This window comes from Actinocorallia sp. B10E7 (assembly GCF_039871655.1).
GTDB lineage: Bacteria > Actinomycetota > Actinomycetes > Streptosporangiales > Streptosporangiaceae > Actinocorallia.
This window is the reverse complement of sequence record NZ_JBDPLZ010000002.1, coordinates 581,240-603,497: the sequence shown is the minus strand read 5'-3', so window position 1 is coordinate 603,497 and position 22,258 is coordinate 581,240. Positions and strand designations below refer to the sequence as shown.

23 protein-coding genes and 1 tRNA gene are annotated in these 22,258 nt (G+C 71.3%); 11 read left to right on the top strand and 13 right to left on the bottom strand.

The features are described from left to right. Positions 1–21: 21 nt before the first annotated feature. Complete coding sequence (locus tag ABGB12_RS07875; RefSeq protein ID WP_347675601.1) at positions 22–1,356, bottom strand: trehalase family glycosidase; 1,335 nt, start codon at positions 1,354–1,356, stop codon at positions 22–24. Between the two features lie 44 nt (positions 1,357–1,400). Further along, positions 1,401–1,670: a YtxH domain-containing protein gene (locus ABGB12_RS07870; RefSeq protein WP_347675600.1), complete on the bottom strand. Its 270-nt coding sequence runs from the start codon at positions 1,668–1,670 to the stop codon at positions 1,401–1,403. A 133-nt stretch (positions 1,671–1,803) separates the two neighbouring features. Between ABGB12_RS07870 and ABGB12_RS07865 the strand changes: the two genes are divergently transcribed. Then, positions 1,804–1,876: transfer RNA gene (locus tag ABGB12_RS07865), tRNA-Asn, on the top strand. A gap of 411 nt (positions 1,877–2,287) precedes the next feature. Next, positions 2,288–2,779: a hypothetical protein gene (locus tag ABGB12_RS07860; RefSeq protein WP_347675599.1), complete on the top strand. Its 492-nt coding sequence runs from the start codon at positions 2,288–2,290 to the stop codon at positions 2,777–2,779. Here ABGB12_RS07860 and ABGB12_RS07855 read toward each other — a convergent pair. The 7 genes from ABGB12_RS07855 to ABGB12_RS07825 form a co-directional block, all read right to left on the bottom strand. Then, positions 2,776–3,609, bottom strand: a complete 834-nt coding sequence (locus ABGB12_RS07855; protein ID WP_347676108.1) for an HAD family hydrolase — start codon at positions 3,607–3,609, stop codon at positions 2,776–2,778. The genes ABGB12_RS07860 and ABGB12_RS07855 overlap by 4 nt on opposite strands. A gap of 5 nt (positions 3,610–3,614) precedes the next feature. Continuing rightward, positions 3,615–4,706, bottom strand: a complete 1,092-nt coding sequence (locus ABGB12_RS07850; protein WP_347675598.1) for a cysteine protease StiP family protein — start codon at positions 4,704–4,706, stop codon at positions 3,615–3,617. Then, on the bottom strand, positions 4,703–6,064 hold the full coding sequence (locus ABGB12_RS07845) for a phosphoribosyltransferase family protein (protein ID WP_347675597.1): 1,362 nt from the start codon (positions 6,062–6,064) through the stop codon (positions 4,703–4,705). The genes ABGB12_RS07850 and ABGB12_RS07845 overlap by 4 nt, the downstream gene beginning before the upstream one ends. Beyond that, complete coding sequence (locus ABGB12_RS07840) at positions 6,061–7,236, bottom strand: HpcH/HpaI aldolase/citrate lyase family protein (RefSeq protein ID WP_347675596.1); 1,176 nt, start codon at positions 7,234–7,236, stop codon at positions 6,061–6,063. Before ABGB12_RS07840 ends, ABGB12_RS07845 begins: the two co-directional genes overlap by 4 nt. Positions 7,237–7,467: 231 nt before the next feature. Continuing rightward, complete coding sequence (locus ABGB12_RS07835; protein WP_347675595.1) at positions 7,468–8,565, bottom strand: DUF475 domain-containing protein; 1,098 nt, start codon at positions 8,563–8,565, stop codon at positions 7,468–7,470. A gap of 64 nt (positions 8,566–8,629) precedes the next feature. Next, on the bottom strand, positions 8,630–9,208 hold the full coding sequence (locus ABGB12_RS07830; RefSeq protein WP_347675594.1) for a TerD family protein: 579 nt from the start codon (positions 9,206–9,208) through the stop codon (positions 8,630–8,632). A 47-nt stretch (positions 9,209–9,255) separates the two neighbouring features. After that, the gene (locus ABGB12_RS07825) at positions 9,256–9,831 is read right to left on the bottom strand and encodes a TerD family protein (protein ID WP_347675593.1); all 576 of its coding nucleotides are present in this window, start codon (positions 9,829–9,831) and stop codon (positions 9,256–9,258) included. Positions 9,832–10,026: 195 nt separating this feature from the next. On the opposite strand from ABGB12_RS07825, the gene ABGB12_RS07820 reads away from it, so the two are divergent. Further along, positions 10,027–11,280, top strand: a complete 1,254-nt coding sequence (locus ABGB12_RS07820) for a molecular chaperone DnaJ (RefSeq protein WP_347675592.1) — start codon at positions 10,027–10,029, stop codon at positions 11,278–11,280. Positions 11,281–11,296: 16 nt separating this feature from the next. Here ABGB12_RS07820 and ABGB12_RS07815 read toward each other — a convergent pair whose 3' ends face one another. The 4 genes from ABGB12_RS07815 to ABGB12_RS07800 all read right to left on the bottom strand — a co-directional run bounded on the left by ABGB12_RS07815 (position 11,297) and on the right by ABGB12_RS07800 (position 15,783). Next, positions 11,297–11,677, bottom strand: coding sequence for a heavy metal-binding domain-containing protein (locus ABGB12_RS07815; protein ID WP_347675591.1), 381 nt, complete (start codon positions 11,675–11,677; stop codon positions 11,297–11,299). Positions 11,678–11,739: 62 nt separating this feature from the next. Next, on the bottom strand, positions 11,740–12,885 hold the full coding sequence (gene rpoD / locus ABGB12_RS07810) for an RNA polymerase sigma factor RpoD (RefSeq protein WP_347676106.1): 1,146 nt from the start codon (positions 12,883–12,885) through the stop codon (positions 11,740–11,742). A 73-nt stretch (positions 12,886–12,958) separates the two neighbouring features. Continuing rightward, positions 12,959–14,803: a DNA primase gene (gene dnaG / locus ABGB12_RS07805; protein WP_347675590.1), complete on the bottom strand. Its 1,845-nt coding sequence runs from the start codon at positions 14,801–14,803 to the stop codon at positions 12,959–12,961. Beyond that, positions 14,737–15,783, bottom strand: a complete 1,047-nt coding sequence (locus ABGB12_RS07800; RefSeq protein WP_347675589.1) for a phosphatase PAP2 family protein — start codon at positions 15,781–15,783, stop codon at positions 14,737–14,739. Before ABGB12_RS07800 ends, dnaG begins: the two co-directional genes overlap by 67 nt. Positions 15,784–15,913: 130 nt before the next feature. Here ABGB12_RS07800 and ABGB12_RS07795 point away from each other — a divergent pair, with 130 nt between their 5' ends. The 8 genes from ABGB12_RS07795 to ABGB12_RS07760 all read left to right on the top strand — a co-directional run bounded on the left by ABGB12_RS07795 (position 15,914) and on the right by ABGB12_RS07760 (position 22,222). Continuing rightward, positions 15,914–16,534 carry a TetR/AcrR family transcriptional regulator gene (locus ABGB12_RS07795; RefSeq protein ID WP_347675588.1) on the top strand — a complete coding sequence of 207 codons (621 nt, stop codon included), beginning with the start codon at positions 15,914–15,916 and terminating at the stop codon, positions 16,532–16,534. Beyond that, positions 16,531–17,694, top strand: a complete 1,164-nt coding sequence (locus tag ABGB12_RS07790; RefSeq protein WP_347675587.1) for an FAD-dependent monooxygenase — start codon at positions 16,531–16,533, stop codon at positions 17,692–17,694. The genes ABGB12_RS07795 and ABGB12_RS07790 overlap by 4 nt, the downstream gene beginning before the upstream one ends. A gap of 62 nt (positions 17,695–17,756) precedes the next feature. Beyond that, positions 17,757–18,059: an urease subunit gamma gene (locus tag ABGB12_RS07785; protein ID WP_347675586.1), complete on the top strand. Its 303-nt coding sequence runs from the start codon at positions 17,757–17,759 to the stop codon at positions 18,057–18,059. Next, on the top strand, positions 18,056–18,397 hold the full coding sequence (locus ABGB12_RS07780; RefSeq protein WP_347675585.1) for an urease subunit beta: 342 nt from the start codon (positions 18,056–18,058) through the stop codon (positions 18,395–18,397). The genes ABGB12_RS07785 and ABGB12_RS07780 overlap by 4 nt, the downstream gene beginning before the upstream one ends. Continuing rightward, on the top strand, positions 18,390–20,099 hold the full coding sequence (locus ABGB12_RS07775) for an urease subunit alpha (RefSeq protein ID WP_347675584.1): 1,710 nt from the start codon (positions 18,390–18,392) through the stop codon (positions 20,097–20,099). Before ABGB12_RS07780 ends, ABGB12_RS07775 begins: the two co-directional genes overlap by 8 nt. Then, positions 20,099–20,782 (top strand): urease accessory UreF family protein, encoded by a 684-nt coding sequence (locus ABGB12_RS07770; protein WP_347675583.1) that lies wholly within the window; start codon positions 20,099–20,101, stop codon positions 20,780–20,782. The genes ABGB12_RS07775 and ABGB12_RS07770 overlap by 1 nt, the downstream gene beginning before the upstream one ends. Before the next feature lie 23 nt (positions 20,783–20,805). Next, positions 20,806–21,465 carry an urease accessory protein UreG gene (ureG, locus tag ABGB12_RS07765; protein WP_347675582.1) on the top strand — a complete coding sequence of 220 codons (660 nt, stop codon included), beginning with the start codon at positions 20,806–20,808 and terminating at the stop codon, positions 21,463–21,465. A 61-nt stretch (positions 21,466–21,526) separates the two neighbouring features. Next, complete coding sequence (locus ABGB12_RS07760) at positions 21,527–22,222, top strand: urease accessory protein UreD (RefSeq protein ID WP_347675581.1); 696 nt, start codon at positions 21,527–21,529, stop codon at positions 22,220–22,222. Positions 22,223–22,258 lie beyond the last annotated feature (36 nt).

Genomic DNA, 22,258 nt, shown 5'->3' with positions numbered 1-22,258 from the left:
ATAAAGCTAGCACCATTAGCGTCATTCTCCGCGCGGGAAGGCCTCCGGGACCGCCCGGCGCGCCGCCAGCAGATCCAGCAGCAGCGCGGCGGTCCAGCTGTAGTCGTGGCTGCCGCGCCCCGAACCGTCGAAGGGGTCGAAGAACTCCCGGAACCCCGACTGCCGGACCAGCCGGAGCGTCCCGCCGTAGAGCAGGTCGGCGATCGTGTCGAAGCCCTGCTGGAGGGATCCCGCCCACAGCAGCCAGTTGGTGTTGACCCAGGTGGGGCCGCGCCAGTAGGCGGCCCGGTCGAAGGCCGAGGCCTGCAGGTCGCAGGTCGGCACCGGATAGCCCGCCGCCCCGGCGAAACGCGCGGACAGCAGCAGATCGGCCAGCCTGCGGGCCATCGGCGAGGACAACGCCGGATCCAGCAGCGGGGCGAAGGACGCGATCGTGGCGATCCTGATCAGCCTGTCCGATCTGAGGTCCAGCGGGTGGAAACAGCGCTGCTCGTCGTCCCACAGGCGGCGGGCCAGGGCGGAGTGCAGCCGCTCGGCCTCCTCCCGGTGCGGGACGGGGTCGGCGCCCACCACCTCGGCGATCTCCGCCAGAGCGTGGGTGGAGGCCAGGTAGACGGCGTTGAACAAGGGGTCCTCGATGAGGAACGGGTGCTCGTCCCGCAGATACCCCGCGTCATACCCCGACTCCCGGAAGGAGGTCACGAGCCAGAAGTAGCGGTCGTGGTCGACGCCCGCGGGGATCGAACGCGGGACGGGAAGCCGCGCGTAGGCGGTGGGGGGCGGCTGGACCGCGGCCAGCGGCCGGTCCCAGGCGGGGCTGTTGTCCATCCCCGACTCCCAGGGATGGCAGATCGAGGCCAGCCCCTCACCGCCCACGTCGCGGACGTTCGCGAGGTACCTGTGCTGGGCCGCCAGCCGAGGGTAGGCCCAGCGCAGGAAGTCGCGGCTGCACGCGCCGTCGGAGGCGGCGGCGTGCAGCCGCATCGCCGCGAAGGCGTGCAGCGGAGGCTGCGTGATCGCGGAGGTCTCGACCGACCGGGGGGCGCCCGGCTGCCGGCGGCTGAGCCACAGCTCGGGTCCGGGAAAATAACCCCGCCGGACGAGACCCGCGTTGAACACGATGTGCGGGACCATCCCGTCGGCCCACTGGGCGCGCAGGAGCCCGGCGAGTTCCTGCCGGGCCCGCTCCGGACGGTACCGGGCCAGCCCCAGGCAGACGAACACCGAGTCCCAGCTCCACTGGTGCGGGTACAGACCGGGCGACGGCGTCGTCGCGATCCCCGTCCAGTTGGCGTCCAGCACCCGAATGGCCGCCCGCCAGAGCGAGGATTCATCACCGGTCAGTCGCGGGCTCATCTCTGTAGCGTGACCCCGCGATCGTGTTCTGGCCAGTCTCCCGATCAGGTGATCAGTACTTCCTCTTCCCGGTCCCGGTGCAGACGTTCATTGACCTTCTGCTTCGCGGTCCCGGCCATCGACCCCGCCTTGTGGGCACTGCTGCTCGCCGCCAGCGAGGCCTGCTCACGCACGCTCTCGGCCGCCGACTGCACCGACGGGTGCGCCCACAGCTCCTGGGCCGTCTTCTTGATCTGCTCATACCGTTCACGCCCGGCACGCGAGCCCATCACGTACCCCACGGCGGCTCCGGTGAGGAACATCAACTGCTTCATACGGAGATCACTCCCTTTCAGTCGTCTCCACCTTCACCCCGTACCCGCCCTGCCGATAACGATGCACGAGCACCCGCCAAGATGCGCTAATCTAGACGCGCTGGCAGGGACCGAAGCCCCCCGCCAGACGCGATCCCGCGTAGCTCAATTGGCAGAGCAGCCGGCTGTTAACCGGCAGGTTATTGGTTCGAGTCCAATCGCGGGAGCAAGCGCAAGGTTTGACATGGACGCGGCTCAGGCCCCCTTTCCCACTTACGGGACAGGGGGCCTGAGATGTTTCGGGAGCCGCTCGCCGAAGCCGGGGTCCCTCTCGCGTCCCCACCGGGCAGATCGACCATCTTCACGCAAGAGTGTGGCCATCGTCTCAGCCCATAGGTGATCATCGACCGGCACGCGACCGAGGTCGTCGAGAGGGCGCGCACCCGAGGCCCGGATCCCCATGGCGGGTGCCCCGACTCGAGAACGACCGTCCTGGACCGACGGTAAGGGTGGCCTGTTCGCTTCCGAGGATGAGGACGGCTCATCAAGCCCGCCAATCTGCGGTGAGTGAGGAGCCGGTTCCGGGTGGGAATGGAAGAAGGCGTAGCCGGCATGATCACCTGGGGTAGGTTGGTGGTATGTCGCGGCTGCCTCGTCCTGTACGTGAACTGCTCGGGTTGGAGCGTGGTGAGAAGGTGCTCGCGCACGCTCCCACGCGTGGGGGGTCGGTGGTGGTGACCACCGGGCATGCCCTGCACGTGCCCGACGGAGCCGGCGGGTTCACGCGGGTGCCCTGGGAGAGGGTGCTGCGGGCCTCCTGGCAGGGCGACTGGCTGCACGTGTGGGGGGACGACGCCGAACACCACGTGCGGCTCGTGGAGCCCGGATCCGTGCCCGAGGTGGTGCAGGAACGGGTGACGTCCACCGTGGTGGTCAGCCGGCACTTCGACCTGGGGGACGGCGGAGTGCGGATCGTGGGGCGGCGGCCCACGCACGAGCGGCCGTCCCCGGCCCGCGAAGAGCTGATGTGGGCGATGGTCTTCGACGACGGAGCGCCCTCCGAGGATCCCGGGGTGCGGGCCAAGGCGGAGCAGCTGCTGCAGGCGGTCCGGCGGCAGGTGGGGCTCTAACCGGCGGTCCGGAGCCGCCAGGATCCCGTTCTCGGGATGAAAGAGGGAGACAGGGCCCGGGCCAGGAGCCAGGAGATGATCTCCTCCCCCGCCAGGACGCCGGGGGCCGCGGTGACGGCCGTGCCGGTGTGGGCTTGCTCGTGGAGCTCGCCGTGGGCGGGGCGGATCGCCGCGTCGGCGACCTCGAGGAGTTCGGTGTCCAGCAGGGAGTCCCCGGCCGCCAGGAGGTGGGACGCGCCCGTACGGCGGGCGACCTCCGCGGCCGCGGCGGACTTGGTGAGCGGGACCGGCAGGAAGTAGACCTTCCGTCCCTGGAGCGAGACCTTCCAGTTCCGTGCGGCGCACCAGGCCGTCAGCTCCTCCACCCAGCCGTCGGGGAGGCGGTCGCGTTCCACCACCGTGTAGACGAACAGGTCAGAGGCCGTCCGCACGCTCAAGGTGAAGTCGCCGCTGCGGGATTTCACGTGGTCGTACACGTCGAGCACGGTCGCGCAGTCGGCGACCTGCTTGCGGACGGACGCCGACCAGGACGGGTCCTCCTCGCCGTCGACGAGCAGGAACCCGCCGTTCGCGCAGATCGCGTGGGCGGGCGGCGGCCCGGGCAGGCGTACCCGCGCGTACTGCTCGGGCGTGCGGGTCGTGGTGGGGACGAGAGAAGCCGTCCGGGCGAGCAGTTCCAGGCTCGTGGCGGCGGCCGAGGTGACGAACGACAGCGGGCGGGCCTGGTACAGCTCGACGCACAGCAGCCGCGGCAGTTCCGCGTCGGGGCCCGTCAGGGCCAGGGCGTTCGCGGAGTAGATGAGTGTGCGGTCCAGGTCCGCGCAGGCCACGACGGTCAAGAACCGGCTCCTTGAGGTTTGATGAGCCCCACGCACGCGTAGGGCAGGTCGCCGTCCGCTTCCTCGACGGGCACGTCCCGTTCGGCGGCCAGCATGCGGACGTGCGCGAGGTCGTCGCGAGCGTCGGAGCGGACCAGAATCCGCCACGGGACGCGTCGCAGCAGCACCCTGGTGGTCTCCCCGACCCCGGGTTTGACGAGGTTCACGTCGCCGATCCCGTACTCCCGGCTGATGCGGCGCACCGCCTCCCAGCCCGACCAGTCGGGTTCCTCGGCCTCCGGGCGGTCCGAGGGGTCCACGGACGGGAAGTACGCGCACACCGTGTCGAGGAAGAGGTTCGAGACGTCCGAGTAGGCCAGGTCCTTGTAGAACTTCGCGCCGTGGAAGTCCGCCGGGCCGATGAGGTCGCGGTTGAGCACCGTCCGGCTGACCAGGCCGGAGACCGTGGAGTTCAGGCACGCGGACGGGATGAGGAAGTCCTCCCGCGTCCCGTAGATCCGCACGCACCGTCCCGGGTCGGCCAGCACGGCCAGTTCCGGGGAGAACCCGCGGTCCAGGGCGGCCACGGCCTCGGTCAGCTCGCGGGTGATGGCGCCCTTGCCCGTCCAGCCGTCGACGAACATCACGTTCCGGGGGTCGTGGTGGCGCGCCAGGTGGTCCATCGCGACGGTGTCGATGCCCCGTCCCCGCACGATGCTCACCGCGTAGTGGGGGAGGTCCAGCCCGTGGGCGTGGGCCGCCCAGCGGCGGGCGAGGACGCCGACCGGCGTCCCGGCGCGGGCCAGCGAGACGAGCACCGCGTCCGGGCCGCGCTCCTCCAGGATCCGCTCGGTGATCACCGCCACCGCCTGGGCGAGGCGCGCCGCCGACTCCTCCAGCGCGGCGTGGAAGAGCATCTGGTACTCGGGCGAGGGCTGGTATTCGATCGGCAGAGACTCGGCGTAGTGCGCGGCCCCCGACTGGATCGCCTCCTCGCGTTCCTCCGTCGGCGCCTCCAGTTCGACGTCCGACAGGTCGGTCAGCAGCCAGGCCACGTCCTCGGGCCGGTAGCTGCCGAACCCCGGGCCTCGCAGCGGGTGCGCGCTCACGACGGCACCACCGCCACCAGCACCTCGGTTCCCAGGCTCCGCACCTCGTGCACCAGTCCTCGCTCCAGTTCGGGCGTGTCCCCGGCTTCGTCCACCACCACGACGACCGCGTCGAAACCCTGGTCGACGTTGTAGGCGTAGCGTTCGCCCGGCCCGTCGGCGGGATCGTCGTGCGAGGGGAAGACCAGCCTGTCGCGGATCGCGTAAGCCGGGTCGTCGACGGCGAGGACGGGTGAGCGCGTCGTCGTCGAGTACCGCACGTCGGTGTCCTCCAGCAGGTCCGCAAGGGCTTCGGCGAGGCGCAGCGGGGCGTACATGAGCTCTTCGAAGCCCAGCACGAGCACCCTGCGGGCTCCGTCCGGCAGTGCGGACTCCAGCCGGGCGGCCATCCCCGGAAGCTCCTTCTCCAACTGCTCCCGGTGTTCGGGCAGGAAGCCGTGACGGCCTCCGTCGGGCACTCCCGCCGGCCAGCCCAGTGCGACCCGCCGCACGCCGCCCAACGGGCGTCCCATCGCGCCCGGAGTCCCGGACGTCTCCCGTTCGATCCGGGCGACGAGTTCCTGTCCGGCGGCCAGGACGTCCGGGGGCAGGACGACACTGCCGGTGACGAGCGACACGACGTCCACGCGGGCGTCGAATTCCTGCTCGAGGGCCCGCATCGCGGCTCTGTCCGCCTCGCCGCGCAGGTCCGTCAACGCCGCCACCACGTAGTGGTCTCGAGGCCGCACCGCGTGCAGCGCCCGCAGCGTGTTGCGCACCGTCTTCCCGGTCGACAGTTCGTCGTCCACCAGCACCAGCGGGCCGTCGTACTCCAGCAGCCCCGCCGGCACGGGCAGCAGCAGGTGGCTCGTGGCGTGGCTGTGCTCCTCTTCGAAGCCGCCGTAGGGCGTCACCCCGGCCACGGGCCGCCGGGTGGAGTGCAGGTACACGGCCTCCCCCATGCCGTCGGCGACCCCGTGCCCCAGCGCCGTCGCGGTCTCGGCGTACCCCACGACCACGGCGCCGATCACGCGCCTGTGCGCCGTCAGGAGGTTCCGCAGCCCGGCCGCTGCGCCCGGCTCGCCGCGCAGCGCCGCCTCGACGAACGCCCCGGCCCGCTCCCCCGGCCCGGCGGGTCCCGGCTGCAGCGTGTCGGCGACCAGGCGGCCCAGCAGCAGCGCGCTTCCGTAGACCAGCCGAGGGTCGGTGGGGACGTGCTTGCCCAGGACGGCGGAGACCAGCAGGTGCGCCCTGCGGGGGTTGCGGCGGACGGCCAGCCCGACCAGCCGCGGCAGGGTGAGCCCCACCGGGGAGCTCCCGTCGGTCAGCGTGAGGTCCAGTCTGGACGTGACCCAGCCTCCGGGCCAGGGCGCCGTCACCGGCCCACCGGATTCATCATCTGCGCTCCCACGGCCGCCTCCAGCAGGTCCACGAAGTCGACGTCCGGCGCGGCCACCCCGAACACCTCGGCGCGGCGCAGCAGCCGTTCCGCCCAGGCCCGGTGCGGTTTGGCCTCGTTCATCTTGTTGGCGTAACTGGAGGCCATGGCGCCTCCCCTCGCGACGCCGAGGATGTCGGTGGCGTCGCTGTACTCCTCGTGCGTGACCACCGACAGGGCGTGGACGGCCCCCACGTGGCTGGGGTGGATCACGGTCTTGCCGGTCAGCCCGTTGGCCTTGTCCAGGGTGACTTCGCGGATCAGCCCGTCGAGGTCGGCGTTGAGCAGCCGGCGGCGCAGCGGGCCGGCGTCGTGCTCGTCGAACGGCGACGATCTCAGCTGCGGCTTGAACATCCGCTCTCCCGCCGAGAAGTACTCCCAGACCGGCCCGGTGACGACGTGGCCGGTCTCGTCGGCTCGGCCGAAGACGTTGACCACGTCCGAGATCAGCCCGGCGACCAGCTTGATGTCGTAGATCGTCAGCTCTCGGGGTCTGCGCAGGCCGTAGGCCGAGCACAGGTCGGTGCCGCCGAGCCGGACGGCCAGGATCTGCTCCCGGTGCTCGGCCAGCAGCAGCGCGATGTCCTGCAGGACGGTCCTGCGGCTCTCCCGGTAGAGGGCGTCGCGGGTCTCGATCACCGGCATGCCCAGCAGCCTGGTGCCGCTCAGCTCGGCGGCCTCGGTGAGCGCGTCCAGGTACCTCCTGCCGCCGGACGCCTCGAACTTCGGCAGGACGAACCCGCTGAGCAGGGCGGCGGAGGCGCCGAGCCGGCGGGTCAGGTCGGCGATCTGGCCGGGTTCGCGGACCCGGACGAACAGGAGCGGCGCCTCGTCGGGGTCGAGTTCCCGCATCTGGGCGACGAGGTTCTCCTCGGCCGCCGTCACGTCCGCGTCGGAGATGGAGTCCTCCAGGCAGACGACCATGCTGCGCGCCCCCTGCCTGGCGCATTTGACGATGTCGGAGGCGAGGGCGGGGCGGGTGGCTGGGCTGTAAAGGGTCGCGCCGAGCGCCACCGCCAGCATGTCCGGATCGTCGTTCCTGTCGAACTCCCGAGGCTGGAGGTGGAACAGTTCCGCGCGGCGCGCGGCGTCGATGTGATCGAAATGACGCACGGCTCAGTCACCTTCCCGTTCGTTCTGGCCGCACAACGTAGGGACCACACTCGCAGTTCCGCCTTCGCAGGCCAACAACCGAAATCCTACCCAGATCGCTATTAACCGCCCGAAAACTCTGTTAGCACCGGGTTAAAAAGGCGAGTACGGAAAGAACGGGGCCCCGGCCGAATCCCGGCCGGGGCCCCCGCACACGTTCCCGAGACGTCCGAACCCGCTGAGGACAGCGGATCAGACCGAGCTGGACTCCAGCTCCTCCTGGCTCTTCTCCTCGCCCTCCGGCTTCTTGCGGACGATCGAGCTGACGAGGGAGGCGATGATCAGGCCCGCGCCCAGCCCGCCGGTGATCCACTCCGGCACGTGGTGGCCGATGCTGATCACCATGCAGGTGGCCAGCGCGCCGATCGCCCAGTGCGCGCCGTGCTCCAGGAAGCGGTACTCCGCCAGGGTGCCCTGGCGGACCAGGAAGACGGTGATCGACCGGATGTACATGGCGCCGACGCCCAGGCCGATCGCGATGATGACCGGGTCGGTGCTGATCGCGAACGCGCCGATCACGCCGTCGAAGGAGAACGAGGCGTCCAGGACCTCCAGGTAGAGGAAGAGGAAGAACGCCGCCTTGCCCGTGGCCACGGCCAGCCCGCTCGGACCCCGCCTGGGTGCCCCGTCCGTGAGCTCCTCGACCTGCTCGTCGAGCTCGTCGGTCTTGTCGAACAGCTCGCCCAGCCCGTTGACCAGGAGGTAGACGACCATGCCCAGCAGACCGGAGATCATCACGTTGGTGCGGTGGGCGTCGTCGGCCAGCCAGGTGCCCGCCCCGGCCAGCACACTGCCGGCGATGACCACGGAGAGCTGGTCGAGCTTGCCGATGCGGGCCAGCGGGCGCTCCAGCCACGGCAGCCAGTGCGCCGAGCGCTCCTCGAAGATCCAGTCCAGGAACAGCATCAGCAGGAACATGCCGCCGAACGCCGCGATCATCGGATAGGCGAATTCCATCCGCTCCTGGTAGGCCTCATGGTCGTTGAGGGCCAGGTTGACCGCTTCGATGGGACCGAGCTTGGCGGTGATCGCCACGATCGCCACGGGGAAGACCAGCCGCATGCCGAACACCGCGATCGCGATGCCGACGGTGAGGAAGATCTTCTGCCAGAAGGGGCTCATCCGTTCCAGCACCTTGGCGTTCACCACGGCGTTGTCGAAGGAGAGCGAGATCTCCAGGATGGCCAGGACGGCCACCAGGAGCAGGGCCTGGGTCGACCCGTAGAAGAAGGCGCCCACCAAGCCGAGGATGGTGATGGCGAAAGACCAGCCGAACGTGCGCAAAATCATGATTTTTGTATGTCCTCGGGTCCGTCGGCGCGTCGCCGCGCCGACGGACCGCCGTCAGGGGTCGTCATCCGACATTGACCCCGAAGTCCTGGGCTATTCCGTGCAGTCCCGAGGCGTACCCCTGACCGATGGCCCGGAATTTCCATTCCGAGTTGTAGCGGTAGAGCTCTCCGAAGACCATGGCGGTCTCGGTGGAGGCGTCCTCGGTGAGGTCGTAACGGGCGAGCTCCGAGCCGTCGGCCCGGTTCACCACCCGGATGAACGCGTTGCGCACCTGGCCGAAGGTCTGGCCCCGGTTCACCGCGTCGTAGATCGACACCGGGAAGACGACCCGGTCCACACGGGGGTCCATCCCGGCGAGATCGACGTTGATCGCCTCGTCGTCGCCATCCCCCTCGCCGGTGAGGTTGTCGCCGGTGTGCTCGACGGTCCCGTCCGGGCTGGTGAGGTTGTTGAAGAAGACGAAGTGCTGGTCAGAGAGTACCTTGCCGTCGGCGCCCAGCAGCAGGGCCGAGGCGTCGAGGTCGAAGTCCGCGCCGGTGGTGACCCGCACGTCCCAGCCCAGACCGACGGTGACCGCGGTCAGGTTGGGTGCTGCCTTGCTCAGTGAGACGTTCCCGCCCTTGGACAGGCTGACGCCCATGTCTCTCCTTCTCGGTCCGCTGTTCTCCGATGAGCCGCCCTCGCGCGTCAGACGTTGACGCCGAAGTCCTGTGCGATGCCCTGCAGTCCGGAGGCGTACCCCTGGCCGACCGCGCGGAACTTCCAGTCCGCGCCGTGCCGGTAGAGCTCGCCGAAGATCATGGCGGTCTCGGTGGAGGCGTCCTCGGTGAGGTCGTAACGCGCGATCTCGGTGCCGCCGGCCGCGTTCAGCACGCGGATGAAGGCGTTGCGCACCTGGCCGAAGCTCTGGCCCCGGTTGGTGCCGTCGTAGATCGAGACGGGGAAGACGACGCGCTCGGCGTTCGGCGGCATGCCCGCCAGGTTCACCTTGACCTGCTCGTCGTCGCCCTCGCCCGCGCCGGTGAGGTTGTCGCCGGTGTGCTCGACCGCGCCGTCCGGCGTCTTGAGGTTGTTGAAGAAGACGAAGTGGCCGTCGGACAGGACCTTGCCGCTCGCGTCCACCACGATGGCCGAGGCATCGAGGTCGAAGTCCGTGCCGGTGGTCGTGCGCACGTCCCAGCCCAGGCCGACGATCACGGCCGTCAGGCCGGGGGCCTCCTTGCTCAGCGAGACGTTGCCGCCCTTGCTCAGACTGACCGGCATCTTTGCCTCCAGGAATGTGTAGGGATCCTTTGGAGAACCGCGCCGGACGACGGGCCGCACGACACGATTCGCCCTGACAGACGTGCGAACGATGCTATCGGTTCCACCTGATCACCCAAGGTCATGCCGGATTTGCGTCCCCGGGGGGAAATGATTGGCTGTGAACCTGGGCAGAACGGTTCTCAAGGAGGTCCGGTGTACCGATCCGGTGATCCCCGCCGCCGTGGACGCCGGGACCAGCGTGCGGCCGAGGCGCGTTCCGCCGCTCTGGCGGCCAGGGAGGACGCCGCCCAGGCCTTCTACGAGATGGACCAGGCCCAGAAGTACCTCGCGGGTCGGCTGACGCTGCTGGGCGACCTGGACCGGACGGCCGCCGACCGGCTCCGGCCACGGGCCGAGCGGGCCGGAGGCGGCGCGGACACCGCGGCCCTGGACTACATCACCGTGGTCGACTCCCACGATCTGGACGACGAGGACCGCACGCCCGCCGAGTACGAGGCGGCCCGCCGCGCCTTGGAGGCGGCCACCGCCGCGTTGAAGCGGTCCTCCTCCGAACTGGAGGGCGTCACCGCGGCGATCGCTCCGGAGATGGCGCGGCTGGAGGGCCGCCTGGAGCAGCTCGCCCCCCGGTTGCGGGCCGCCCGTGAGGCCTTCCAGGAGGCCCAGGAGGCGGTCTCGGCGGCCGAGGCGGCGGGGATGCGCACCCGGGAGGTCTCCGCCGACCTGGCGGCCGTCCAGGGTCTCCTGGCCGAGCTGGCGGCACCGGGTCTGGGCGGGCTGGGCCTGCAGGGGGCGATGGCCAGGGCCGAGGAGGCGCGGGACCGGGCCGCGGCGCTGGCGGAGGAGGCCCGGAACCTGGCCGTCGCGGTGCAGAAGACCCGCAACGACCTGGCCAGCGTGCGTACCAGGGTGCAGATGGCCGCGGGCCGGCGCGAGCGCGTCGACGAGGCGATGAGCGTCCTGCGCCGCCGCTACTCCGCCGCCTGCTGGCAGGACCTGCGGGGCGCGCCGGACGCCATCTCGCAGGCGCTGGAGCGCGCGCTCGAGCGGATCTCCGAGACCGAGCGGGCCGCCGCGGCCCAGGAGTGGCGGGAGGTCTCGCGCGGCCTCGCCGCCGCCCGGACCGAACTCAAGGACGCCGAACGCCGGGCCCGCGCGGTCACCGACAGGGTGGGCGAACTGGAGGAGGCCGAACACGACCCGGGCCGCCCGCTTGAGCAGGCCAGGTTCGCCGTCCGGGACGCCCAGCGCCTGGCCGTGGCCGCGCCCGGCGGACCCGAGCCCCGGCACGCGCGGGCCCTGGACGTGCTGGCCGAACGCCTGGAACTGGCGCCCGGGCTGCTCCAGGGGCCGCATCCGGACTACTGGGGGTATCTGCGGGAGCTGCGCGCGATCTCCACCCGCGCCCGGGACGTCGTCGAGATCATCCGCGAAGAGCGCTCCCGCTGACGGCGGACCCGGCGGGTCAGCGGCCCGGGACCTGCACGGTGAGGTTGCGGCCGACCATCGGCATGCCCCCCGAAGGGGTGATCGGCGGAGGCGAGACCGGCGGAGGCGCCGTCTGCGCCACCTGGCTGTCCCTGGCGGGCTCCCCCTGGGACTGCTCGATCAGCACCGCGGTGCCGTAGGCGTACACCTCGAACGAGCCGTCCCCGATCGCGCAGTTGGCGAAGCGCATGCCCAGCACGGCGTTGCAGCCGTACCGCTCGGCGTCGGCCTTGAGCCGTTCGATCGCCTCCCGACGCGCTGCGCTGAGCCCGCCGTGCGCGATCCCCGCCCCGGACACCGCGCCTCGGACGTACCGGACCTCATACCCCGGAATGGTGTCGGTAGTTACGATCAGCATGAAGACACCGTAGACGACGTAGCGCCCCGGCGGGCGCGAACGCGCGCCGGGGCTGCGGCCCGTCAGTCCAGATACTCGCGGAGCATCTGCGCCCGGGACGGATGGCGCAGTTTCGCGAGGGTCTTGGACTCGATCTGGCGGATGCGCTCCCTGGTGACCCCGAACTCCCGGCCGACCTCCTCGAGCGTCCGGGGGTGCCCGTCGGCCAGCCCGAAGCGCAGCTGGATGATGCGCTGTTCGCGCTCCGACAGGGTGGAGAGGATGCCTTCCAGCTGGTCCTGGAGCAGGATGAACGCCGCCGCCTCGATCGGCACGACCGCGTCGGCGTCCTCGATGAAGTCGCCGAGGTCGGAGTCCTCCTCACCGATCGGCGACTGCAGCGAGACCGGTTCCTGGGCGATCCTCTGGATCTCCACCACCCGGTCGGGGGCCAGCCCCATCTCCGCGCCGATCTCCTCGGGCAGCGGCTCGCGGCCGAGGTCCTGGTGCAGCTGGCGCTGCACCCTGATCAGCTTGTTGATGGTCTCCACCATGTGCACCGGGATGCGGATGGTCCTGGCCTGGTCGGCGATCGCACGGGTGATCGCCTGCCGGATCCACCAGGTGGCGTAGGTCGAGAACTTGTACCCCTTCGTGTAGTCGAACTTCTCGACGGCCCTGATCAAGCCGAGGTTGCCCTCCTGGATGAGGTCCAGGAAGAGCATTCCCCGTCCCACGTACCGTTTGGCGATGGACACCACCAGCCGCAGGTTGGCCTCGATCAGGCGTTGTTTGGCGCGCGCCCCGTCGCGGGCGAGCTGTTCGAGGTCGAACCGTTCGGCAGCAGAGAGGATGACGGCTCTGGCCGTCTTCTCTTCGGCGAACAGTCCCGCCTCGATGGATTTGGCGAGTTCTACTTCGTCTTCTGCCGTCAGCAGCGGGACACGGCCGATCTCACGCAGATAGATCCGGACCAGGTCGCTGGTGGGCGTCGCCCTCCTGCCGAGGTCTCCCTCTTCCGCTCGCTGGATCTCCTCGGTGTCAGCGCGTGACTCGAGGACCTCCACCCCCTGCTCGGCGAGCATGCGGACGACGCGTTCGAGGGCGTCGGCCGGCAGTTCAGAGCGATCCAGAGCGGCGGCGACGTCGTCGACGGTGACGCCTCCGCGCTCCCTACCACGTGCGACGAGGTCGGCCACCTGCTCGACCGACGGTGCCTCGCCGGGCATTACCAAAGGGCCCACATGAACAGTGTGCTTCAGAACACACCGAAATAGCAGGGCCTAATTCACTTACGCGTGGTCACCACTCCCGTGCCCCCGGGTCACGGAAACGGCGTCTTTGCTGCTCAAGGGCGACCAGGTCACCGAAGAGGCGGTTGTACTCCTCAGCCTCTGAGACCGGATTCAGCCTCCCGAGTTTGGATTTCAGAGCGGATATCTGCCGGGTGAGCTGCAGTTCCATGAAACGGGCCAGAAGTGCCCGAGAATAAGTATCGTCCGAAACCCCGTCGGCTTTGGGCGGCTCCACGCCGAGCCGGGTCAGCAGTGACCTGGTCTCCTCGTCGGGGGCCAGTTCCCGCAGCCGCGCCGACCACTCCAGCGGGGCGGTGGCGCCCGCCGCCCCTCCCCCGGCCATGATCACCTCGTGGACGGCCCGGTGCTCGGGCAGCGAGAACGCCTCCGGGGTCAGGGTGTCGTAGGCGGGGCCGAGCGTGGCGGGACGCTGCAGCGCCATCTTCAGCAGCTCGCGCTCCAGCTCGACGGACGGGTCGTTGGGGTCGACCCGGGGCGCGGCGGCGCGCGGGGAGGGCGTGCCGCCCTTCATGTGCTCGTTGACGCGGCGCAGCACCAGCCGCTCGTCCATGATGCCGAGCCAGCGGTCGAGGTTGACCGCGTACAGCTTGCGGCGGCCCGCGTCCCTGATGCCCGCGATGATCGGCGCGACCGCGTCGAGCGCCTTCATCTGCCCCTCGACGTTGTCGAGGTCGAAGCGCTCGATCCGGCTGCGGATGGCGAACTCGAACAATGGCACCCTGGAGGCGACGAGGTCGCGGACGGCGGCGTCGCCCTGCCGGACGCGCAGCTCGCACGGGTCGAGCCCGTCGGGCTGGACCGCCACGAACGTCTGGCTGCCGAACTTGTGGTCGGCCTCGAAGGCGCGCAGCGCCGCCTTCTGCCCGGCCGAGTCGCCGTCGAAGGTGAAGATCACCTCGCCGCGGCCCTCGTCCTGGTCCACGAGCATGCGGCGCAGCACCTTGATGTGCTCGTCGCCGAAGGAGGTGCCGCAGGTGGCGATGGCCGTGGTCTCCCCCGCCAGGTGGCAGGCCATGACGTCGGTGTACCCCTCGACGATCACCGCCTTCCTGGCCCGGCCGATCTCCTTCTTGGCCAGGTCGAGCCCGTAGAGGACGGAGCTCTTGTGGTAGATCGGCGTCTCGGGGGTGTTGAGGTACTTGGGCCCTTCGTCGCGGTCCAGGAGCCTGCGGGCGCCGAAGCCGATCACGTCGCCGGAGACGTCGCGGATCGGCCAGACCAGCCGGCCGCGGAACCTGTCGCGCGGCCCGCGCCGCCCCTCGACGCACAGGCCGCCCTCGATCATCTCCCGGTCGGTGAAGCCCTTGCCCCGCAGATGCCGGACCAGCGCCTCCCACTCGTCGGGCGCGTAGCCGACGCCGAAGTGCGCCGCGTCGGGGGCGCGGAAGCCCCGCTCCATGAGGAAGCGGCGGCCCGGCTCGGCCTGGGCCGTGCCCAGCTGGGCGGCGTAGAACTCCGCCGCCGCCTTGTGCGCCTCGATCAGCCGCGCCCGTTTGCCGCCCTCCTTGCGCGGGACGTACCCGCCCTCCTCGTACCGCAGCTGCAGTCCGGCCTTGGCCGCGAGCCGCTCCACCGCCTCGGCGAAGCTCAGGTGCTCGATCTCCTGGACGAACTTGATGACGTCCCCGCCGACCCCGCACCCGTGGCAGAAGTACAGCCCCCGGCTGGGCGTGATGTTGAACGACGGCGTCTTCTCGTCGTGGAAGGGGCACAGTCCCTTGACGTTGCCGCCTCCGGCGCTGACGAGCTGGAGGTACTCACCGATCACCGAGTCGATCTGCGACCGCTCCCGCACCAGTGCGATGTCTTCTTGTCTGATGCGGCCTGCCATGTCCGCGAGTCTAACGACCGGAACCGAGGCCTCCGGCCACCCGGACGACCGGCGGGAGGAGGCCGGGAGAGGTGTTCCCGGCGAAGGGAGACGAGGGCGGCCGTGCGGAAGGCGAGCGCGCAGGCGATCAGCGTGTAGGCGACGCCCGCGAAGATGTCGAAGACGTAGTGCTCGCCCATGTAGACGATCCCGATCCAGAGGCAGACCGGATAGGCCGCGACCCACCAGACCTTCCGCCCGCCGAACACCCGGGCCAGGAAGATCATGATCAGGAGCGGGTAGGAGGCGTGCAGGGACGGCACGGCGGCGACGAGGTTGGGGGAGAGCCTGCTGTAGAGGGCGTCGGGCTCGGCGATCCCCACGGCCTGCCAGATGTCGTGGGAGACCCGGTGGATCGGGGGGATGTGCCGGTGGTCCGACGCCAGCCACGGCGGGGCCGCGGGGAACAGGACGTAGGTGGCGAAGGCCGCGAACGACAGGATCATGATCGCGCCGACGTAGGTCCAGTACAGCCGTGGCCGCCGCTTCCAGACCAGCACCGCGGTCACCAGCGGCATGACGAAGTGCGCGGTGTAGAGCAGGTAGAAGCAGAAGTCGTACCAGCTCAGGCGCCCGTTCCACAGGTGGCGTTGCAGCCACCGCGTCGGCAGTTCCCCGCCGCCCGTCAGCCACAGGTCGAAACTGGCCATCGGCGTGTAGTTGACGGTGGGGTTGAGGTCGTCCGCCAGCCCGCTCAGCACGAAGTAGAGGACGAACAGCGCGAGGAAGGGCGCCAGGTGCCGCAGGAACACCCTCGACCCGAACCCCGCCGCCAGCAGCGCCACCAGCCACAGCGTGTCCGGCGGCCACGCCGGACGACGGACGACCGCCATCACGGCCAGGACGAGCACGGCTCCGGCGCGGACGGCGACGATCCACGAGAGCCTGCCGAGGGAACCGCGCAGCCACGCCCCGGCCTCCTCGATCGGAGAGAGCCCCATGCCTTGACCTGTTCCCCTGTGCTGTCACCACGTCACATGTCGTGACAAACCCCGTCGCGGCCCCGGCCCTGTCCGCGAACCTCGCCGGAACCCATTGACTGAGCATGCTCAATGAGTATGCTCAGTCAATATGAACAAGCGCGAGGAGAGCAAGCGGCGCACCCGGGCGGCCGTGCTGGAGGCGGCACGGGCGGTGATCCGGGAGAAGGGGTTCGGCGCCGCGACCGCGCGGGACGTGGCGGCGGCGGCCGGAGTGGCGGTGGGGACCGTGTTCGTGCACTTCCCGACCATGGCCGCACTGGCCGAGACCCTCGTCGACGAGACGGTCGAGAAGGCGCTCACCGAGGCCGGGGTGATCCCCTCGGCGGACGCCCCGCCGGACAACACCGGGATCGCGGTGGTGGAGCGGCTGGTCGGGGTGAGCGCGGTGCTGTTCGACGCCTACGACGCCGACCCGGAGCTCTCCCGGCAGGTCCTCGCGGGCTCCCTGTTCCAGCACGGCCCCGAAGGCCCCTCCGCCGTGCGGCTGCACACCTTCCGGCAGTGGGTGGCCGGACAGCTCGCGGCGGGGCGGTCCACGGGCGAGATCGGCGACCTCGATCCCGAGGAGGCCTTCCTGGGGTTCTTCGCCCTCTACTTCGGGGTGCTCGTGGCCGGGCTGCGCGGGCAGCTCGACCGTCCGGCGCAGCTGCGGACGCTGCGCTCTTCACTGACGCGCCTGCTGGGTGCGCGAGGAGGGGAAAGACGATGAAGGTGCTGATCGCGGGTGCGGGGATCGGCGGGCTGACCGCCGCGATCGCGCTGGGACGGGCGGGGCACTCGGTCACGCTCGTGGAGCGCTCTGCGGGGTTCGAGGCGGCGGGCGCGGGGATCGTGCTGGCGCCCAACGCGCTCCGGGTCCTGAGCGTTCTCGGCGTCGGCCTGGACGGGCTCGGACGGCGTCTTCCCCGCAACGAGGTGCGCACCGCCGCGGGCGCCCTCCTGACCTCCCTGGACACGGCCGCGCTCGAGGAGCGGTTCGGCCCGACCCTCGCCTTCGCCCGGACCGACCTGCACGAAGCCCTGGCCGAAGCGCTCCCCTCGGACGTCGTGACCGTCTTCGGCCACCCGGTGCGGAACGTGGAGGAGACACCGGGCGGCGTCACGGCGGACTGGGGACGAGGCGCGGAGCGGTTCGACCTGGTCGTCGGCGCGGACGGGCTGCGCTCGGCGGCCCGCGAAGCGCTCTACGGCCCGAGACCTCTGCGCTACAGCGGCACGACGTGCTGGCGCGGCATCATCGACTTCGACTGCGGAGACGCGGCGGTCGAGGCGTGGGGAGGCCGGGCGCGCGTCGGCGTCGTCCCCCTGAACGGCGGGCGCGCCTACTACTTCCTCGTGCTGGCCGCCCCGCCCCGCTCCCCCGCCCTCTCCTGGCCCGACGGCTTCGGCGAGGCGTTCGCCGGCTTCGAGGGCGTCCCCGGCGCGCTGCTGTCCGCCCTGCCCGGCGTCCCGCCGCTGCACCACGACCTGCTCGAGCTCGACCGCCCCGTCTGGGGGCGCGGCCGGATCCTCCTGCTCGGCGACGCGGCCCACGCGATGACCCCGAACCAGGGCCAGGGCGCCGCGATGGCCATCGAGGACGCCGCCGCCCTGCCCGAAGCGCTGCGTCCGGGCCCGGACGGCGCCGCCGACCGCTACCGGGCGGCCCGGCACTCCCGCGTCCGCGGGGTCCAGCTCAACTCCCGCAGGATCGGCCGGGCCGCCCACTGGCACCGCCCGCCGCTCACCCGCCTGCGCGACACCGCCCTCCGCCTGGCCCCACCCTCCGCCGGCGCCCGCGCCCTGGAGTCCCTGGTCCGCCCCGGCCTGAACCTGGCCGCCTCCCTTTCCGCCGAACTCTCCGCCGCGGCCTCCGACAGAACCCGTTAAATAGTCGTTAATTCGGCAATTCAAATGAATAAAACCGCGTTGAGCTGGGTTAACGTCACGGCGTGCTGATCTCTCCTCACGAGCAGGAACGGCTGCTCATCCACGTGGCCGCGCAGGTGGCGCGCGAGCGCCGGGCGCGGGGGCTGCTGCTGAACCATCCCGAAGCGACCGCGATCATCGCGGTCCATGTTCTGGAAGGGGCGCGGGACGGGCGGACCGTCGCCGAGCTCATGGAGTCCGGCCGGACCGTGCTGGCGCGCGAGGACGTCATGGAGGGCATTGCGGAGCTGCTCGACTCGGTGCAGATCGAGGCGACCTTCCCGGACGGCACCAAGCTCGTCACCGTCCACAGGCCGATCCCGTGAGCGGGGGTTCCGTGGAGAGCGCCGGGGGCGGGTTCACACCGGGGCAGATCATCGTCGGCCCGGAGCCGGTGGAGCTCAACCCGGGGCGTGAGCGGCTGACGCTGACCGTGGAGAACACCGGGGACCGGCCCGTGCAGGTCGGCTCGCACTATCACTTCGCCCAGGCCAACCCGGCTCTGAGCTTCGACCGGGAGGCCGCGCGGGGGTACCGGCTGGACGTTCCGGCGGGGACGGCCGTGCGGTTCGAGCCCGGCATGGCCCGCGACGTCGACCTGGTGCCGCTGGCCGGGGCCCGGGTCGTCCCGGGGCTGCGCCTTGAAGGAGGCCTTGATGGCTGAGATCTCACGCGCGCGCTACGCCGCGCTGTACGGCCCGACCGTCGGAGACCGGATCCGGCTGGCCGACACCGACCTGTTCATCGAGGTGACCGAGGACCTGGCGCGCGGCGCCGGGGCCGGGGACGAGGCGGTGTTCGGCGGCGGCAAGGTCATCCGCGAGTCGATGGGACAGGCCCGCGCCACCCGCGCCGAGGGCGCCCCCGACCTGGTGATCACCGGTGTGGTGATCCTGGACCACTGGGGCGTCGTCAAGGCCGACGTCGGGGTGCGGGACGGCCGGATCACGGCCATCGGCAAGGCCGGCAACCCCGACATCATGGACGGCGTCCACCCGGATCTGGTGATCGGCCCGTCCACCGAGATCCTGGCCGGCAACGGCAAGATCCTCACCGCGGGCGCGGTGGACTCCCACGTGCACTTCATCTGCCCGCAGCTCATCGAGGAGGCGCTCGGCGCGGGCGTCACCACCCTCATCGGCGGCGGCACCGGCCCGGCCGAGGGCACCAAGGCCACCACCGTCACCGGCGCCTGGTACCTGCACCGGATGCTGGAGGCGATGGACTCCTGGCCGGTGAACGTGGCGCTGCTCGGCAAGGGCAACACCGTCTCCGAGGCCGCCCTGTGGGAGCAGCTCAGAGCCGGGGCGTCGGGCTTCAAGCTGCACGAGGACTGGGGCACCACGCCCGCGGCGATCGACGCCTGCCTGCGGGTCTGCGACGCCTCGGGCGTCCAGGCGGCGCTGCACTCCGACACCCTCAACGAGGCCGGATACGTCGAGTCGACGCTCGGCGCGATCGCCGGCCGGTCCATCCACGCCTACCACACCGAGGGCGCGGGCGGCGGGCACGCCCCGGACATCATCACCGTGGCCGCGCACCCGAACGTGCTGCCGTCGTCGACCAACCCGACCAGGCCGCACACCGTCAACACCCTCGACGAGCACCTCGACATGCTGATGGTCTGCCACCACCTCAGCGCGTCGGTGCCCGAGGACCTGGCGTTCGCCGAGTCCCGGATCCGGCCGACGACGATGGCGGCCGAGGACGTCCTGCACGACCTGGGCGCGATCTCGATCATCGGCTCGGACTCCCAGGCGATGGGCCGCATCGGCGAGACCGTCATCCGCACCTGGCAGACCGCCCACGCCATGAAGGCCCGCCGCGGCGCGCTGGAGGGCCCCGCCGACAACCTGCGGGCCCGCCGCTACGTCGCCAAGTACACGATCAACCCGGCGATCGCGCACGGCCTGGACGGCGAGGTCGGCTCGGTCGAGACCGGCAAGCTCGCCGACCTGGTGCTGTGGGACCCAGGCTTCTTCGGGGTCCGCCCCTCCGTCGTGCTCAAGGGCGGGATGATCGCCTGGGCGCAGATGGGCGACGCCAACGCCTCGATCCCCACGCCGCAGCCGGTCCTGCCCCGGCCGATGTTCGGCGCGGCCCCGGCCGTCGCGGCGGCCACCTCGGTGCACTTCACGTCCGAGGCCGCGATCGAGGACGGCCTCGCCTCGAAGATCGACGTCCGGCGCTCCCTCGTCCCGGTGAAGAACACCCGCGGGCTGGGCAAGGCGGACCTCCCGCTGAACGACGCGCTGCCCCGCATCGAGGTCGATCCCGACACGTTCACGGTGAAGATCGACGGCGAGGAGATCGAGCCCGCGCCGGTCGCCTCGCTGCCGATGGCCCAGCGCTACTTCCTGTTCTGATGCGCGCGCACCTGCTGATGCTGGCGGACTCCCGGCTGCCCGCCGGAGGCCACGCCCACTCGGGCGGCCTGGAGCCCGCCGTCACCGCGGGGGCCGTGGCATCGGTCACGGATCTGGCGGACTTCCTGCACGGCAGGCTGCACACCGCGGGGCTCGTGGCGGCCGCGCTGGCCGCCGCCGCCTGCGCGCACGCCCCCAGCGGCGCGGATTGGCCCGGCCTGGACGCCGAGGCCGACGCGCGCACCCCGTCACCCGCGCAGCGCACGGCCTCCCGCGCGCAGGGCAAGTCCCTGCTGCGGGCGGCGCGCGCGACCTGGCCGCACCCGGTGCTGGACGGGCTGCGGGTGTCCGTCCCGCCCGGAGCACCACGCGCCCCTCACCACCCGCTGGTGCTCGGCGCCGCCGCGCACGTGATCGGGTGCGCGCCGCTCGACGCGGCGTCCGTCGCGGCCTACGGCGCGGTGACCGGCCCGGCGTCGGCGGCGGTGCGGCTGCTCGGCCTTGACCCGATGGCCGTGCAGCGGGCCCTGGCGGAGCTGGCGGGGGACGTGGACGAGGTCGCGCGGGAGGCGGCCGCGCACGCGGAGAAGGACTGGGCGGAACTGCCCGCGGTCTCGGCGCCCGTGCTGGACCTGTGGGCGGAGGAGCATCTGCGGGCCGACCTGCGGCTGTTCGAGTCTTAACACGAAAGAGGGAGATCAGGACGATGGGCGCATACCACGGCCCGGACCGGCACCACGCCGCGCCGAAGCACGGGCGGCCGATGCGGCTGGGCATCGGCGGACCTGTCGGCAGCGGCAAGACCGCGCTGACGGCCGCCCTGTGCAAGGTGCTGAAGGACGAACTGGACCTCGCCGTCGTCACCAACGACATCTACACCACCGAGGACGCCGACTTCCTGCGCCGCAACGCGGTGCTCGACGACGAGCGGATCATGGCGGTGCGCACCGGCTGCTGCCCGCACACCGCGATCCGCGACGACATCTCGGCCAACCTCGACGCCGTGGAGGACCTGGAGGAGCGGCACGGGAACCTGGAGCTGGTCATCGTGGAGAGCGGCGGCGACAACCTCACCGCGACGTTCAGCCAGGGCCTGGTCGACCTCCAGATCTTCGTGCTGGACGTCTCCGGCGGCGACAAGGTGCCGCGCAAGGGCGGCCCCGGCGTCACCACCAGCGATCTGCTGGTCATCAACAAGACCGACCTGGCCCCGCTCGTCGGCGCGGACCTGGGCGTCATGGAACGCGACTCGGCGAAGGTCCGCGAGGGCCGCCCGGTGATCTTCAGCTCTATCCGCGAGGAACCGGACGTGCCGAAGATCGCCGACTGGGTCCGCGCCTCCGTCCACGAGTTCCTGCACCACTGACCCGCCGCGTGCGGCACCGGCCACGGCGCCGCACGCGCTTCCCGCCCGAGGAGACCGCCGAATGGGACGCGGCTACACAGCCCACGCCGCCGTCACGGCCGAGCCCGGCCCGCACGGCCGCACCCGCCTCACCCGCCTGCGCTCCGACGGCCCCATCGCCCTCCGCGAGACCCCCGACGGCGTCTACCTGGTGGGAGCGGCCGCCGGCCCCCTGGGCGGTGACCGCCTCCACCTGGACATCCGGGTCGCCGAGGGCGCCTCTCTGACGATCCGCTCCGTGGCGACGGCCCTCGCGATGCCCGGCGACGGCGAGTCCACCTACACCATCACCGCCGAGGTCGACGGCCACCTGGACTTCGCCCCCGAACCGACCGTCGCCGTCCGAGGCTGCCGCCACCGCGCCCTCACCCGCGTGACCCTAGGCCCGTCCGGCACCCTGCGCTGGCTGGAAGAGCTGGTCCTGGGCCGCCATGGCGAGGAACCCGGCCTGCACACCAGCCGCATCGACATCGCCCGCGCGGGCCACCCCGTCCTGCGCCACGAACTCCGCGCCGACCCCACCTCCCGAAGCCGCGCCGTCCTGGGCTCCGCCAAGGCCGTCGGCTCCCTCGTCCGCACGGGCCCGTCCGTCACCCACACCGAACCGGGCCTGGCCCTCCTCCCCCTGGCCTCCGGCGGCACCTTCGCCAACGCCCACGCCCCCGACTCCGCCGCCCTCCGGCGCCTCCTCACCACCGCGGACACCCTCATCACCTGAGATCCGCCCGGCCTCCGCACGAGGCTCCCAACCTCT

Coding starts and splice junctions, on each gene's coding strand:
- ABGB12_RS07770 (WP_347675583.1), top strand. CDS start 20,099: ATGCGCGCGCACCTGCTGATGCTGGCGGACTCCCGGCTGCCCGCCGGA.
- ABGB12_RS07870 (WP_347675600.1), bottom strand. CDS start 1,670: ATGAAGCAGTTGATGTTCCTCACCGGAGCCGCCGTGGGGTACGTGATG.
- ABGB12_RS07790 (WP_347675587.1), top strand. CDS start 16,531: ATGAAGGTGCTGATCGCGGGTGCGGGGATCGGCGGGCTGACCGCCGCG.
- ABGB12_RS07795 (WP_347675588.1), top strand. CDS start 15,914: ATGAACAAGCGCGAGGAGAGCAAGCGGCGCACCCGGGCGGCCGTGCTG.
- ABGB12_RS07775 (WP_347675584.1), top strand. CDS start 18,390: ATGGCTGAGATCTCACGCGCGCGCTACGCCGCGCTGTACGGCCCGACC.
- ABGB12_RS07875 (WP_347675601.1), bottom strand. CDS start 1,356: ATGAGCCCGCGACTGACCGGTGATGAATCCTCGCTCTGGCGGGCGGCC.
- ABGB12_RS07800 (WP_347675589.1), bottom strand. CDS start 15,783: ATGGGGCTCTCTCCGATCGAGGAGGCCGGGGCGTGGCTGCGCGGTTCC.
- ABGB12_RS07830 (WP_347675594.1), bottom strand. CDS start 9,208: ATGGGCGTCAGCCTGTCCAAGGGCGGGAACGTCTCACTGAGCAAGGCA.
- ABGB12_RS07760 (WP_347675581.1), top strand. CDS start 21,527: ATGGGACGCGGCTACACAGCCCACGCCGCCGTCACGGCCGAGCCCGGC.
- ABGB12_RS07815 (WP_347675591.1), bottom strand. CDS start 11,677: ATGCTGATCGTAACTACCGACACCATTCCGGGGTATGAGGTCCGGTAC.
- rpoD (WP_347676106.1), bottom strand. CDS start 12,885: ATGCCCGGCGAGGCACCGTCGGTCGAGCAGGTGGCCGACCTCGTCGCA.
- ABGB12_RS07860 (WP_347675599.1), top strand. CDS start 2,288: ATGTCGCGGCTGCCTCGTCCTGTACGTGAACTGCTCGGGTTGGAGCGT.
- ureG (WP_347675582.1), top strand. CDS start 20,806: ATGGGCGCATACCACGGCCCGGACCGGCACCACGCCGCGCCGAAGCAC.
- ABGB12_RS07825 (WP_347675593.1), bottom strand. CDS start 9,831: ATGCCGGTCAGTCTGAGCAAGGGCGGCAACGTCTCGCTGAGCAAGGAG.
- ABGB12_RS07835 (WP_347675595.1), bottom strand. CDS start 8,565: ATGATTTTGCGCACGTTCGGCTGGTCTTTCGCCATCACCATCCTCGGC.
- dnaG (WP_347675590.1), bottom strand. CDS start 14,803: ATGGCAGGCCGCATCAGACAAGAAGACATCGCACTGGTGCGGGAGCGG.